The sequence below is a fragment of the Bacillus cereus group sp. RP37 genome, assembly GCF_040459695.1.
Lineage (GTDB): Bacteria > Bacillota > Bacilli > Bacillales > Bacillaceae_G > Bacillus_A.
Genome location: NZ_JARVHP010000001.1, coordinates 1198722 through 1211114 on the forward strand (window position 1 = coordinate 1198722; position 12393 = coordinate 1211114).

Consider the following 12393-nt stretch of genomic DNA (forward strand, 5'->3'; position numbering starts at 1 on the left):
CATGATCAAGCAATTAGTTTTAAAAGATATGATGATGCAAAGAAAGTTAGGGTTTGTTTATCTTATATGTTTCTTGTTTCTGCTCATTGTTGATTTTCGTAGTGATAGTTTTTTGATGACGTTTAGCATGTTTGTACCTGCTCTTGGCATGATACTGTCAATGAGTTATGAGGGGAAAAATAAAAGTGAACTGATAGTAAATAGTTTACCGTTTGACCGTAAAGATATTGTCATAGGAAAATACATATTTGTAAGTATTTTAGTTGCTCTAGGTGGATGTTTTTCACTAGTGGTTGGTTTAATACAGCTACAAGATGGGCATATGACTGGATTTATGCTGTGGGGAGAAATTCTCGGAGGTATAACAGGTGGGTTTGTTTGTAGCATAATTGTACTTCCGATTGAATTCTCAGTAGGATATAGCAGTGCAAAACAAATTGCTCCGTTCGCCGGACTTGCGTTGGGGTATTTAAGTGGACTGATTGTAAGTAACGTCTGGTTAGATGTAGAAAATGTTTGGAGCACGAGTCTAGTTGTAAATGTTTGTTTTATAGCAGGACTTATTCTTTTGTATATTATGTCCATGTTGCTTTCAGTTAGCTTGTATAATGAACGTGATTTATGAGGGGAGGAGTAATCGTGAGGCAACTCATAATAAAAGATTTTATTATGCAATGGAAGCATTTAATATGGTGCTTAATATACCCTCTTTTTTTGTATATGACATTAACAGATATTAAAAGCTTTTACGTAATTATGTCAGCTATAATTCCAGTTATAGCAATTTTAAAAACATTTAATGACGATAAAAAATATAATAGTGAAGTAATATTAAATAGTTTACCGCTAGCGAGAAAGCAAATTGTGTTAGCTAAATACATAATGGCACTTATTATTTTTATTATAAGTATGATAGTGTCTAGTCCTGTAGTAATCAATCGATTTGAAGATGGAACTTTTGAATTTATAACGACAACAGTAATTACGATTTCTGGCTTTGTTTTTATATATTTTAGCATTGTTTTACCGATATTGTTTTGGTTTGGCTATAAAAAAGCTTCTTTTATTACGTTTTTCATACTAATAGCACCGACAGCAATTGGTACTATGTTCTTTGAAATCAGCATGGAACAAATTCAACTATACAACAGCGTGTTATTCGTTAGTTCAATATGCATATTCATAGCATCTGTCTTCGTTTCAGTGAAATTGTATGAGAAGAGAGAATTTTAAAAGGTGCCCTATAAAAGGCACCTTCTTCAATAACGACAATAGGAAAGTAAGAGTTTATCCCGCTTTAACGGGCAGTAAGACCCCCACCTCAAAATTCAGTGGAAGCAAAGAAGTTAGGTGGGGGATCAACTGTCCGTAAAAGTCCGATTGGTTCAACTAATAATCAGTGGGGGGATAAACAAAACCCCCACTGATTAAAGTTTCACTTTATAAACAGAGAGGCTGTTTGGTACAACATCTTTTGGAGTATGTAATATAAAGCTGAAAACGATAACGAGAATGAGAAAGAGGAAAAATAAAAATAGGATCTGCTTATGTATAGAATTTTGCATATTATCCACTCCTTTTTTAGGTAGTATGTCCAAAAGAAAGGAGTGTATGAAAAATGTTAGGGGGGAGAATGATGAATAAAAGAAAATGGTTCTATAGAATAGGGGTACTTTTCGTTTCAATCGGTCTCATATTATCAAATTTTTATTCAGATATACCATCACCGTTTCCTAATTTACATAAAGGGGTCTGTATAAGTGTTGTCATAGTTGGTCTTCTTTGTCTTATCGCATCAAACTTCTATAGAAAGTCTGAATGAATATAAAAAAGGACAGTTACTCTTTTTCAGAAGTACTGTCCTTTTTAAATAACTTATTCCATAGCTTGGCGATACTCCATATAATGACGATTGCAATGGAGGCAATAATGGACCAAACGATTGATATCATTTCAAGTGTCATGTTAGGAAGGAATGTGAGAATGGATATTACTTTATGAAACAACCATTCTATTATATGAAAACTTATTTGTAATAGAATGACGATACCGAGTGTAATCCATGCTAACATTTGCTTTCCTTTTTCTTTCCACATGACAGTCACCTCGCGTTAGCTTAATAGTTTTAAGCCAACAGCGCCGCATAGAATGCAGCTTAAGAAGGCAAGGCGACGCCAATCCGCTGATTCGCGGAAAATTAGAATGCCTAGAAGTGCACTTCCGGCAGTTCCAATTCCAGTCCAAATCGCGTAAGCAGTTCCCATCGGTAATGTGTTCATCGCAAGAGATAAGAAGAAGAAGCTTACGCCGAAGTTAGCGATTAAAATAACTTTTGGTGCCCAGCCTTTCTTTTCAGTGGCTACTTTCATAAAGAGTACACCAATAATTTCACAAATACCAGCTAGAATTAAAAATACCCAAGCCATTTTATGCGGCCTCCTTTGCTTCTTTTTCTTCTGTTACTCGTTTTAAACCAATTACGCCAAAGAAGATTAAACCAATTAATAATACTTTTACAATAGAGAAAGGTTCTCCGAAGACGAAAATCTCTGTAAGAACGATTCCGCCGGCTCCAATTCCTGTGAAGACTGCGTATACAGTGCCGACAGGTAAATCTTTATAAGCTCTAAATAATAAGACGAAACTAATTGTAATTAATAGCGCAACACCAGCCCATTCAAGTGGTGCCTCCGCTTTTTTTAGTCCAATCACCCAAAAGATTTCAATAATACCAGCTATGATTACATAAATCCAAGCCATATGTCATTTCTCCTTCCTACCAGTCGTTAGGTAAAGGGCTTAAAAACGACGCATTGCAAAGGAGCAATCCGTCAGTTTGAAAGTCCGCGCCAAAATACTTTCCAAGAAGCGTCTAAACGTGTCTCAAAACGATTTAAACCTGCGTACAGTAGTTCAACCATAAGACCGTCAAGTAAGCATAGAAAAGCCTCTAAGGCATCTTTTACTTCAATGTTATGCAGCTCATCTTGTTCGCTTGCTCTTTTAAATACAGGGAATAAAAGTTTTCCGACGTTTTCAATGTGCACATTCGCTTTATTAATAATTTGTTCGCGAAATGCATCAGGCGGAAAATAAGAAGTTCGTAACCAAAACATTGATTCTTCACTTTCACCAAATCGTTTTGCATAGCCCTTTAGTAACTGTAAGAGCAATTCTTCGGTAGACGAATTTGAAAATTTTTCGATATCGCCTGTGAAGCTCTGCAAATCTTTTTGAAGAGCGGATTCTAAGCATATAAAATATAGCTCTTCTTTTCCTTTAAAGTGTGCGTAAATTGATGGTTTTTTAATCCCAACTTCTTGAGCAATATTTGCTAATGAAGTTCCTTCGTAGCCGTAGCGTGCGAAATGAGAAAGTGCTACAGCTTTAATGCGGTTTGCTGTCATTTTCATCCCCTACCTACCGTTCGTTAGGTTAATTATATGCGAGTAAAAATATAAAGTCAATAGGTGAAGAGCTGAAAAAGAGCGCTATAGATAACGCTCTTTTTAGACAGTATCTCGCTCGATTAAATGGAATGAAAGTTCTTTTGCGTTCCCAATAATTTGCTCACTTTGGATTTGTTTATGGAATAAAGAAAACGCATGTGAGCCCATTGCGAGACCGGGATGCTCAATTGTGGAAATTTCTAAAGCCTTTGAAATTTCATGATTATCAAATCCTAGGATAGCAAGGTCTTCGGGTACTCGAATGCCATGTTTTCGAGCCTCTGTTAATAAACCAGCTGCAACTTGATCGTTCGCTGTAAAAATAGCGGTTGGACGATTTTTCATGTTTAAAATACGATGGAGTATTTGTGCACCGTCCTGCATTGTATAGCATTGATGAAAAATCCATTCGGGATGTAATGTTTTGCCCTCGTTACGGAGTGTATCAGCAAACGCTTTTTCACGTTCCATGGAATTTGCACTTGTTTTTCTTGCTAAACAAATCCCGATTTTTTCATGACCTTTACTGAGTAAATAGGCAGTACCAAGACGGAAGCCTTCATAATGATCTACGTAGACAGACGAAATGAGGGGGTGGTTCATTTTTTCGCATGAAATAATAGGAGCAAATTTTGCGAAAGGTTCAATTTGTTGCCATGAACTCGTTCGGGAACAAATAATCATCCCGTCGAATTGTTTCATTTTCATCATTTCAAGAACGCGTATTTCTTCAATACTATCGTAATTCGTTTGACATAAATTAATGTGATATCCAGCTGCTAACGCCTCGTTTCCGATTCCTTCAATAATGGTACTGAAGTATGGAAGGTTAATGAAAGGGAGCATGACACCGATCGTATATGTTTTTCCCTTTATTAAATGAATAGCATTTATATTTTTTGCATAGTTCAATTCTTCAACAGCATCTAGAACACGCTTACGTTTTTCATCTTTTACGTAAGGGTGATTATTAAGGACGCGGGAAACAGTTGATATGGATACACCAGCGGTTTTTGCAATTTGTTTTATATTAGCCATATGTATCACCTCTTTCCCTTATTATAAAGGGAAAATAATAAGAATGAAAAAATCTTGACCTGAAAAGCTTTTCACAAACTATGTTATAAACATGACTTCTGTTATTCGCGTAACCTTTTTATTTGGGCGTGAGAATGATGGGGGTCTTTTTTGCGTCTATAAAAGAGGTTTTGTCAAAATGTGTGAGAATAACGTGGAAAGTTTTCAAAGGTGGAGTTTCATAACGAAGCGAATATGAAGAGCATATAAACGCTTCATTCGTAAAGAAAGCGGTATGAAGAAAGGGCGGAAACAAATTGAAAAAAGGAATCATTTGTTTCGTGTTTTCTAGTCTAGTGCTAAGTTCATGTTCGTTTCAGCAAACGATGCAGGAGGAAAAAAACTTTGTGGGAACAACAGGGGGAGCTATGGATCGTGTTACGGATCCAATTCCGCTGAAGGAGCTTCCAAAATATTTTCCAGTGAAATTTAAAGTTCCAGCGTTTTTACCGTACGACATTACGAGTGATGTGAAGGGGGAAGTCAGAACGATTGGAAAAAAGAACGCTGTCTTAATGATTAAATATAAACAGCGGGAGCCGGGTAGAAATGAGTATATTGAGTTAAATGTTGCGAACTTTCCTTATAGTTTTCCGGATCTTGTGGAAGAAAAGCAATTTCAAGAACAAATGAAATTGAATAATGGAGCATTCGCTTATTTTAAAAATAAGGATGATTCCAAGCGAGGGGATGAATTTGCTACGCTTATATGGAAAGAGAAAGCACTTGAATATCAGCTCTTGTATCGTAATGCACAAGAGAATGATAAAGATGTGATTAAGCAAAATTTATTATACATTGCAAATAATATGGAATGAAAAAACTAGCTGAATCATTCAGCTAGTTTTTGTATGTTATTATTTCTTTTTAATTTTTCCAGTCCACGTTTTGAATCCACCTTGTAATTGGTAGAAATCTTTGTAGCCTTGTTTCTTTAAGTATTGAGCTGCACGACCAGTACGGAATCCACTTTGGCAGTATAAGTAAACTGGTTGATCTTTGCGAAGTTCTTTATGACGAAGGCGAATTTGTGATAACGGAATGTTACGTGCGCCTAAAATATGCCCTGCAGTATATTCGTCTGCTTCGCGAATATCGATAAGCTGGGCTTTACGGTAGCCAGCGCGAAACTCTTCTTCTGAAAGTGTTTTAATTAATTTTCTCTGATAGAAATACATCCATACAGTGTAGCCGATGAACGCTACGATTACGGCTAATAAAATAATCCAAGTTGTTGACACGATTCTATCGCTCCCTTTTTTCTTATCCTACTTTCAATATTATAATGCCCGTATGTATTTATGCAACAGATTCATTTGCATATAAGAAGAAATTTCGTATTCTTTCACAAATTTTGTCGAATTTGGTAGACTAGAGAATGTGAAAAATAATTGGTTATATGAGGTGCAGGATGGGAAAAGAAAAATGGTGTTATATTAACTCTGGTCAATGTTCACCGGCATTTAATATGGCGTTAGATGAATGTTTATTAAATTGGCAAAGTGAAAAGAAAATGCCACCAACCATTCGTTTTTATGAATGGGAAGTACCAACATTAACAGTGGGATATTTCCAGCGTGTTGAAAAAGATATTAATATGGATGTAGTTAACGAAAAGAAATATGGATTCGTTCGTCGTCAAACAGGCGGCAGGGGTGTACTACATGATAAAGAATTAACGTACAGTGTTATTGTGTCTGAAGATCATCCAAATATGCCAAAAACAGTTACAGAAGCGTATCGTATTATTTCGCAAGGTTTACTAGACGGTTTTAAGGCATTAGGATTAGAAGCGTATTATGCAGTTCCAAAAACAGAAGCAGACCGTGAAAATTTAAAAAATCCACGTTCAGGCGTATGCTTTGATGCACCGTCTTGGTATGAAATTGTAGTAGAAGGAAGAAAAATCGCAGGTAGTGCGCAAACACGTCAAAAAGGTGTGATTTTACAGCACGGGTCGATTCCATTAGAAATAGATTTAGATGAATTATACGATCTGTTTTTATTCCCGAATGAACGTGTAAAAGAACGTATGAAGAGTATGTTCTCTTCTAAAGCGGTAGCAATTAATGAACTAACAGACCGTACGTTTACAATCCAGCAGTTAATTAAAGCGTTTGAGGTTGGGTTTGAAAAAGGATTAGATGTAGAGCTTGTTCCGTATGAATTAACAGAAGAACAGTTACATGAAGTGCAAACGTTAGCAAAAGAGAAGTATGAAAGTAAGGAATGGAATTATAAAAAATAAGAGGTGGCAATTGCCATCTCTTATTTTTTTTATAGTAAATTAAGTACTTTTTCTACTTTGATTCCTTTATCTTGTAAAGAACGAAGGCGATTTACAACGTCCATAATTTCTTTGTCAAATGTAACGCTAATACCTTGGCTTTGTAGTTCTCCTTTTAAGCTTTCAATAGAATCATCTATGTCGATGCCAAGCTCGTAATCTTGACAAACTTCAATTGTCTTTTTCACAAGTTTAACATAATTTTCTTGTAGTTTTGTATTTGTTTCAGTCAAAGCAGGTTGCTTCGGTTTTGCAGGAGCAACCGGTGCTGTCACTTGCTTTGTAACTGGAGTTGGTACTTCTTTTTTCACAGGTGTTGGAGTAGATAGTTCCACAGCTGCTTCTACACTTACTGGCTTCGGCGTCGGTACCGGAGTAGGCTTAGGTGTTATAGCAGGTGTTTCCACACGTGTAACAGGCTTTGGAACAGGTGTAACTGCTTTTGGCGCTTCTACAACTACTTCTTTTTTCGGCGCTGCTTCTACAGATGTTTCTTCTTGTTCAGCAGCTTCTTTATTTTCTTTACTCCACATAACGCGTTCTATTTCTAGAGAAACATTATTTTTGTTCATCGCTGTTAATGTAACTTTACCAACTTCAGCGTTTCCAGTGAAATCAACAATTTTATAAATAACACTCTTGTTCCAATCCACGTTTCCGCTCAAAAATAATTCTTCGTTACATTTCGGCGTTAAGCCCTCGATTTTAATTTCTGCGTTTACACCGTTTTCACTATATACCATAATTAGCGAAGCATTTACATCTTCGTCTGCTAACATTAGTTCACGTACCATTTTGCCGGTGCGTACTTGCGTTTTCTTCTTAACTGACATCTAATTTCTCCTCTCAAAAATTCAGTAATAATAAAAAAATCGTATAACGAAAAATAATTGCTCACGAAGATTTATGATACCGATAATAAAAGCATCACGTCAACAATTAACTTTAATTATTTTGCATTTTTCTTATTTTCTTTATGAAATTTTTCAATTTGTAAAATTAGACAGAAGAAAAACAGCCTTTTGAAAGGCTGTTAAAACGTGGAAAACTTTAATGCGTGTTAATTTTTCATCGTTTCCCATACTAACGAGAGGAGGGAAGCCTATGAAACCATTTATGCCAAAACTCGTTTACTTTGAACCGAAGGCACTCGAATATCCGCTTGGAAAAGAGCTGTATGAGAAGTTTACGAAGATGGGATTGGAAATTCGTGAAACGACATCCCATAATCAAATTAGAAATTTGCCAGGTGAAAATGATTTGCAAAAGTATCGTAATGCAAAAGCAACGCTTGTTGTTGGAGTGAGGAAGACATTAAAGTTTGATACGTCAAAACCGTCAGCTGAATATGCAATTCCGCTCGCAACGGGGTGCATGGGACATTGTCATTATTGCTATTTGCAAACGACACTTGGGAGTAAGCCTTACGTTCGCGTGTATGTGAATCTTGATGAAATATTTGAGAAGGCAAGGCAATATATGGATGAAAGAGCACCTGAAATAACAAGGTTTGAAGCGGCTTGTACATCAGATATCGTCGGAATTGATCATTTAACACATGCATTAAAGCGGGCGATTGAATTCATTGGAGAAAGTGAGCATGGGCGTTTACGTTTCGTTACGAAATATTCGCACGTTGATCATTTATTAGATGCAAAACATAATGGGAAAACTCGTTTCCGGTTTAGTATTAATTCTCGTTATGTGATTAAAAATTTTGAGCCGGGGACATCACCGTTTGAAGATCGAATTGGGGCTGCTCGCAAAGTAGCGGGGGCTAACTATCCGCTCGGATTTATAGTAGCACCAATTTATATGCATGAAGGATGGGAAGAAGGATACCGTGAGTTATTTGAAAGATTGTACAATGCATTGAAAGATATGACGATACCAAATTTATCATTTGAATTAATTCAACATCGCTTTACAAAGCCGGCAAAAAAAGTGATTCAAGAGCGTTATCCGAATACGAAGCTTGAAATGGATGAAGAGAAGCGAAAGTATAAATGGGGACGATATGGTATTGGGAAATACGTATATAAAAAAGATGACGCAGAAGTATTGGAAGAAACGATAAGAGGTTATATACATGAGTTTTTTCCTGATGCAGAAATTCAATATTTTACATAAGGGAGTCTGTATGGGAATACAGATTCTTTTTTGTTTTATATATTTAGGCTCGTTTCTACCTTGTCACGTTATTCTTTCTGGTGTATCATTTTATTGATTGCTTCGTACGGAATGAGCAAAATGAAATTGGATGGAGGAAACCGATGCCTACCCCTAGTATGGAAGATTATATTGAACAAATTTATTTGTTGATTGATGAAAAGGGTTATGCCCGTGTATCTGATATTGCTGAAGCACTTAGTGTACATCCATCCTCTGTAACAAAAATGGTACAAAAATTAGACAAAGACGAATATCTAATTTATGAAAAATATAGAGGGCTTGTATTAACATCAAAAGGTAAAAAAATCGGAGAACGTCTCGTATATCGTCATGAATTGTTAGAGCAGTTTATGCGTATTATTGGTGTGGATGAAAGTAAAATTTATAATGATGTAGAAGGAATTGAACATCATTTAAGTTGGGAATCAATTGACCGTATCGGTGATTTAGTGCAATACTTTGAACAAGATGAAGTTAGAGTGGAAACACTTCGCGGTGTTCAAAAAGCAAATGAAGAGAAAAGTAATTAAGGGGAACGTATGGCGTTTCCTTTTTTATTACAATCGAAAAGGATGGGAGAATTATGAAAGCAATTATTTTTGATTTTGATGGATTAATTGTGGACACAGAAACAATATGGTTTCACTCTTTCAGAGATGCTGTTCGTGAGTACGGCGGGGAGTTACCTTTAGAGGAATTTGCAAAATGTATTGGAACGACAGACGATGTACTGTATACATATTTAAATGGGCAATTAAAAGAGAAGTTTAACAAGCACGCATTACAAGAAAAAGTGAAAACTTTACATAAAGAGAAAATGAAAATACCAGAAGCGCGTGATGGGGTAAAAGAATATTTAGAGGAAGCGAAAGAAATGGGATTAAAAATCGCATTAGCTTCCAGTTCATCTAGAGAATGGGTTATTCATTTTTTAGAAGAGCTACAAATTCGAGATTATTTTGAAGTCATTAAAACGAGAGAAGATGTTGAGAAGGTAAAACCAGATCCAGCACTTTATCGAATTGCAATAGAGGATTTAGAAATTGAGCCATCTGAAGCTGTTGTGTTTGAAGATTCGTTAAATGGATTGAAAGCAGCGATTGCAGCAGGGTTAACGTGCGTTGTTGTGCCTAATGATGTGACACGAAATTTACCATTTGAAAATCATCACCTTCGAATTGAGAGTATGAAAGATAAAAGTCTGAAAGAAGTGCTTCAAAATATAAAAAAAGACCGTATTTCCTAAAAGGAAGCACGGTCTTTCTTTTTGTTTTTTTTACCTTCAATGACAGTTAAATGAGATTGTTTTCTTTTTCGCTTCAAAGTGGAAGGAGTGCCTTTTTTCCCTTTGTCATTAGAAGCGTTTGATTTAAAGAAAGAATTGCTTAGGGGTGCTACATTTTGTTTCCCATGTTTGCGGTTCGATTGTTTTGCAGCACGCTTATAAGAGCTTTGCGAATTTGCAGAACCACTAGAGTTTGTAAACATTTTGTAGAGTAAATAAAAGATACCAACGACAGCCAACATGATACCAATATTTCTTAACACTCCCATTGGATCTGTAATGACAGATGAAACAAGGCCGAATATTGCTAATCCGATAATAAGCACAAATATAGCGAAAGTAAACGAACGACCGTTCATAAGGGACACCTCCTAAAAACATATATTAAAATTAGTATATTAACGATGAGGAAAGGAGTTGAACACCAATTTTAAATAATTATTGTTTGTTTTCTAAACGTAATAATTCTTCAAACGATGCAATGGCTACTTCCACTTGATCGTCTGTTGGTTCTTTCGTTGTTAATAGTTGCAGCCATAATCCGGGATATCCAAGTATGCGTAATACGGGAATATCGCGTAATCGATTCGTAAATTGTAACACTTCAAAAGAAATGCCGAGAACGACTGGAATTAATAAAATACGGTTTACGACTCTGGCCCAAAGTGGATCTGTAGGGACAAGGAAATAAACAAACATTCCAATAATGACTGTAAATATAATAAAGCTACTGCCACAGCGATAATGGAGGCGAGTTTGTTTTTGAACATTTTCTACAGTCATTGGAAGATTATTCTCATAGGCATTAATTACTTTATGCTCCGCACCGTGGTACTGAAATACCCGCTTAATAAGTGGGGTTAAAGAAATAAAGTATATATAGCTCAATAATAGCATGAGCTTAATGACACTTTCGACAATGATTTGCCCTGTATGAGATGGGAAAATCGGTCTCGTTAATTCAGCTAGTAGTGCAGGAACTGCTGTGAAAATGACTTTACCGAATATGAAAGATAAAACGCCAACTGCTGCAACTCCTAATACCATCGTTAATTTCGATTGTTCTTCTTTTTTATTTGCAATTTGTTCGTCTTCTTCTGGATGGATATCAAATCGTTCTGAAGCAAAGTTTAAATGTTTTGCACCGTTCGCACTTGCATCCACAATAGCGGCAATCCCTCGTAAAAATGGAATTTTTTTTAGGATAGATAATGCTTTATTACGAACGCGTGGTAATCGATAAAATTCAATCGATTTATCTTTACGACGAACCGCTGTAACAGTATATTCTCTACCGCCAAACATAACTCCTTCTATGACTGCTTGCCCGCCATATATTTGTTTTGACTCTTCTGCCATGTTAACACCAACCTGTATTTGTTTCTCTCTTATGTAGAAAAAGAGGCAATTGTCATACTGGGTTCTGTCATTTCGAAATAAGACAATCACCGAGTTTCCTTTATTTTATCGACAAATACAAGTAGATGACAAGGGGAAATGTTACGAGAGTCGGACATTTCTTATTCTTTTTATAGACAAATTTCGCAGTATTTAAACATGGTTCAAAATAGTTTCGGGCATACTATTGAGCGGAGGTGTCGATGTGAGTCAAGAACAATTAGGAACAAGGAATTTTGTGCAAATTGGTTTATTTGGTGGACTCTTTTGGGGAGGAATATGGTATTTCCTTCATATATTTTCATTTACGGAAGCGGGACCGAATTATTTACTATTACCATTTGCCTTTGGAAGCTGGAAAGAAGGGGTATGGGGCAATGTGTCAGGAATTGTTTGTATGGCACTACTTTCGATTTTAATTGCCTTTTTGTATAAAGCGTTTTTGGCAAAGTTTGAAGGAATTCTTCCAGGAATGATTTACGGTCTATTTTGGTGGGCGTTACTATTTTTCGGAATGGGGTTACTAGCACCCGCTATTAAAAGTGCACTCCATTTACCAAAAGAAACAATTGTGACGACAATATGTATTTTTATATTGTATGGTGTGTTTATAGCATACTCTGTTTCCTACGCAGTAAATACCAATAAAGCTGAGCGAGAAGGAGAGGAGAAGACAAACTATTCAAACAAGTAACTCCTATGTTAAAATGTTGTATAGACATTTA

18 protein-coding genes are annotated in these 12393 nt (G+C 36.1%); 9 read left to right on the forward strand and 9 right to left on the reverse strand.

The genetic code is table 11. The annotated features are described in order from the left end of the window. Position 1: 1 nt before the first annotated feature. The 3 genes from QCI44_RS06370 to QCI44_RS06380 all read left to right on the forward strand — a co-directional run bounded on the left by QCI44_RS06370 (position 2) and on the right by QCI44_RS06380 (position 1822). A complete protein-coding gene (locus QCI44_RS06370; protein ID WP_000595378.1) occupies positions 2 to 625 on the forward strand; it encodes an ABC-2 transporter permease in 624 nt (207 codons plus the stop codon). 14 nt (positions 626 to 639) lie between these two features. Then, complete coding sequence (locus QCI44_RS06375) at positions 640 to 1233, forward strand: ABC-2 transporter permease (protein ID WP_001249397.1); 594 nt, start codon at positions 640 to 642, stop codon at positions 1231 to 1233. A 403-nt stretch (positions 1234 to 1636) separates the two neighbouring features. Further along, positions 1637 to 1822 (forward strand): hypothetical protein, encoded by a 186-nt coding sequence (locus tag QCI44_RS06380; RefSeq protein ID WP_033659768.1) that lies wholly within the window; start codon positions 1637 to 1639, stop codon positions 1820 to 1822. Positions 1823 to 1838: 16 nt separating this feature from the next. On the opposite strand, the gene QCI44_RS06385 is transcribed toward QCI44_RS06380, so the two are convergent. From QCI44_RS06385 to QCI44_RS06405, 5 genes are all read right to left on the reverse strand, one after another. Next, positions 1839 to 2096 carry a DUF3975 family protein gene (locus QCI44_RS06385; protein ID WP_016086303.1) on the reverse strand — a complete coding sequence of 86 codons (258 nt, stop codon included), beginning with the start codon at positions 2094 to 2096 and terminating at the stop codon, positions 1839 to 1841. Between the two features lie 15 nt (positions 2097 to 2111). Next, a complete protein-coding gene (locus QCI44_RS06390) occupies positions 2112 to 2426 on the reverse strand; it encodes a DMT family transporter (RefSeq protein ID WP_000312623.1) in 315 nt (104 codons plus the stop codon). A 1-nt stretch (position 2427) separates the two neighbouring features. After that, positions 2428 to 2760, reverse strand: a complete 333-nt coding sequence (locus tag QCI44_RS06395; protein ID WP_000312344.1) for a DMT family transporter — start codon at positions 2758 to 2760, stop codon at positions 2428 to 2430. Positions 2761 to 2831: 71 nt separating this feature from the next. Then, entirely contained in the window at positions 2832 to 3413 is a 582-nt protein-coding gene (locus QCI44_RS06400; RefSeq protein ID WP_003267456.1) for a TetR/AcrR family transcriptional regulator, read from the reverse strand. 96 nt (positions 3414 to 3509) lie between these two features. Then, positions 3510 to 4487: a LacI family DNA-binding transcriptional regulator gene (locus QCI44_RS06405; RefSeq protein ID WP_016086304.1), complete on the reverse strand. Its 978-nt coding sequence runs from the start codon at positions 4485 to 4487 to the stop codon at positions 3510 to 3512. A gap of 320 nt (positions 4488 to 4807) precedes the next feature. On the opposite strand from QCI44_RS06405, the gene QCI44_RS06410 reads away from it, so the two are divergent. Beyond that, the gene (locus QCI44_RS06410; RefSeq protein WP_033660189.1) at positions 4808 to 5344 is read left to right on the forward strand and encodes a hypothetical protein; all 537 of its coding nucleotides are present in this window, start codon (positions 4808 to 4810) and stop codon (positions 5342 to 5344) included. Positions 5345 to 5383: 39 nt separating this feature from the next. Here QCI44_RS06410 and QCI44_RS06415 read toward each other — a convergent pair whose 3' ends face one another. Beyond that, positions 5384 to 5767, reverse strand: coding sequence for a rhodanese-like domain-containing protein (locus QCI44_RS06415; RefSeq protein WP_000108656.1), 384 nt, complete (start codon positions 5765 to 5767; stop codon positions 5384 to 5386). Between the two features lie 170 nt (positions 5768 to 5937). Between QCI44_RS06415 and QCI44_RS06420 the strand changes: the two genes are divergently transcribed. Continuing rightward, a complete protein-coding gene (locus tag QCI44_RS06420) occupies positions 5938 to 6774 on the forward strand; it encodes a lipoate--protein ligase family protein (protein ID WP_016086306.1) in 837 nt (278 codons plus the stop codon). A gap of 29 nt (positions 6775 to 6803) precedes the next feature. On the opposite strand, the gene QCI44_RS06425 is transcribed toward QCI44_RS06420, so the two are convergent. Continuing rightward, positions 6804 to 7646, reverse strand: coding sequence for a hypothetical protein (locus QCI44_RS06425; protein ID WP_016086307.1), 843 nt, complete (start codon positions 7644 to 7646; stop codon positions 6804 to 6806). A gap of 271 nt (positions 7647 to 7917) precedes the next feature. Between QCI44_RS06425 and splB the strand changes: the two genes are divergently transcribed. The 3 genes from splB (at position 7918) to QCI44_RS06440 (ending at position 10231) form a co-directional block, all read left to right on the forward strand. Further along, positions 7918 to 8943: a spore photoproduct lyase gene (gene splB / locus QCI44_RS06430; RefSeq protein WP_016135329.1), complete on the forward strand. Its 1026-nt coding sequence runs from the start codon at positions 7918 to 7920 to the stop codon at positions 8941 to 8943. A 143-nt stretch (positions 8944 to 9086) separates the two neighbouring features. Continuing rightward, complete coding sequence (gene mntR, locus QCI44_RS06435) at positions 9087 to 9515, forward strand: transcriptional regulator MntR (RefSeq protein ID WP_001143080.1); 429 nt, start codon at positions 9087 to 9089, stop codon at positions 9513 to 9515. Between the two features lie 53 nt (positions 9516 to 9568). Then, positions 9569 to 10231 carry an HAD family hydrolase gene (locus QCI44_RS06440; RefSeq protein ID WP_016086309.1) on the forward strand — a complete coding sequence of 221 codons (663 nt, stop codon included), beginning with the start codon at positions 9569 to 9571 and terminating at the stop codon, positions 10229 to 10231. Here QCI44_RS06440 and QCI44_RS06445 read toward each other — a convergent pair. Then, entirely contained in the window at positions 10228 to 10629 is a 402-nt protein-coding gene (locus QCI44_RS06445) for an SA1362 family protein (RefSeq protein WP_001978909.1), read from the reverse strand. The two genes, QCI44_RS06440 and QCI44_RS06445, sit on opposite strands and share 4 nt — an antisense overlap. A gap of 79 nt (positions 10630 to 10708) precedes the next feature. Next, positions 10709 to 11629 carry a DUF1385 domain-containing protein gene (locus QCI44_RS06450; protein WP_016086310.1) on the reverse strand — a complete coding sequence of 307 codons (921 nt, stop codon included), beginning with the start codon at positions 11627 to 11629 and terminating at the stop codon, positions 10709 to 10711. A gap of 244 nt (positions 11630 to 11873) precedes the next feature. Between QCI44_RS06450 and QCI44_RS06455 the strand changes: the two genes are divergently transcribed. Beyond that, entirely contained in the window at positions 11874 to 12362 is a 489-nt protein-coding gene (locus QCI44_RS06455) for a YqhR family membrane protein (RefSeq protein ID WP_016086311.1), read from the forward strand. Positions 12363 to 12393: the final 31 nt, after the last annotated feature.

Excerpts from the sequence above, each read along its gene's own strand:
- QCI44_RS06400 (WP_003267456.1), bottom strand. The coding sequence starts at position 3,413 with ATGAAAATGACAGCAAACCGCATTAAAGCTGTAGCACTTTCTCATTTC.
- QCI44_RS06395 (WP_000312344.1), bottom strand. The coding sequence starts at position 2,760 with ATGGCTTGGATTTATGTAATCATAGCTGGTATTATTGAAATCTTTTGG.
- QCI44_RS06440 (WP_016086309.1), top strand. The coding sequence starts at position 9,569 with ATGAAAGCAATTATTTTTGATTTTGATGGATTAATTGTGGACACAGAA.
- QCI44_RS06370 (WP_000595378.1), top strand. The coding sequence starts at position 2 with ATGATCAAGCAATTAGTTTTAAAAGATATGATGATGCAAAGAAAGTTA.
- QCI44_RS06420 (WP_016086306.1), top strand. The coding sequence starts at position 5,938 with ATGGGAAAAGAAAAATGGTGTTATATTAACTCTGGTCAATGTTCACCG.
- QCI44_RS06445 (WP_001978909.1), bottom strand. The coding sequence starts at position 10,629 with ATGAACGGTCGTTCGTTTACTTTCGCTATATTTGTGCTTATTATCGGA.
- QCI44_RS06385 (WP_016086303.1), bottom strand. The coding sequence starts at position 2,096 with ATGTGGAAAGAAAAAGGAAAGCAAATGTTAGCATGGATTACACTCGGT.
- QCI44_RS06425 (WP_016086307.1), bottom strand. The coding sequence starts at position 7,646 with ATGTCAGTTAAGAAGAAAACGCAAGTACGCACCGGCAAAATGGTACGT.
- splB (WP_016135329.1), top strand. The coding sequence starts at position 7,918 with ATGAAACCATTTATGCCAAAACTCGTTTACTTTGAACCGAAGGCACTC.
- mntR (WP_001143080.1), top strand. The coding sequence starts at position 9,087 with ATGCCTACCCCTAGTATGGAAGATTATATTGAACAAATTTATTTGTTG.
- QCI44_RS06450 (WP_016086310.1), bottom strand. The coding sequence starts at position 11,629 with ATGGCAGAAGAGTCAAAACAAATATATGGCGGGCAAGCAGTCATAGAA.
- QCI44_RS06380 (WP_033659768.1), top strand. The coding sequence starts at position 1,637 with ATGAATAAAAGAAAATGGTTCTATAGAATAGGGGTACTTTTCGTTTCA.
- QCI44_RS06405 (WP_016086304.1), bottom strand. The coding sequence starts at position 4,487 with ATGGCTAATATAAAACAAATTGCAAAAACCGCTGGTGTATCCATATCA.
- QCI44_RS06390 (WP_000312623.1), bottom strand. The coding sequence starts at position 2,426 with ATGGCTTGGGTATTTTTAATTCTAGCTGGTATTTGTGAAATTATTGGT.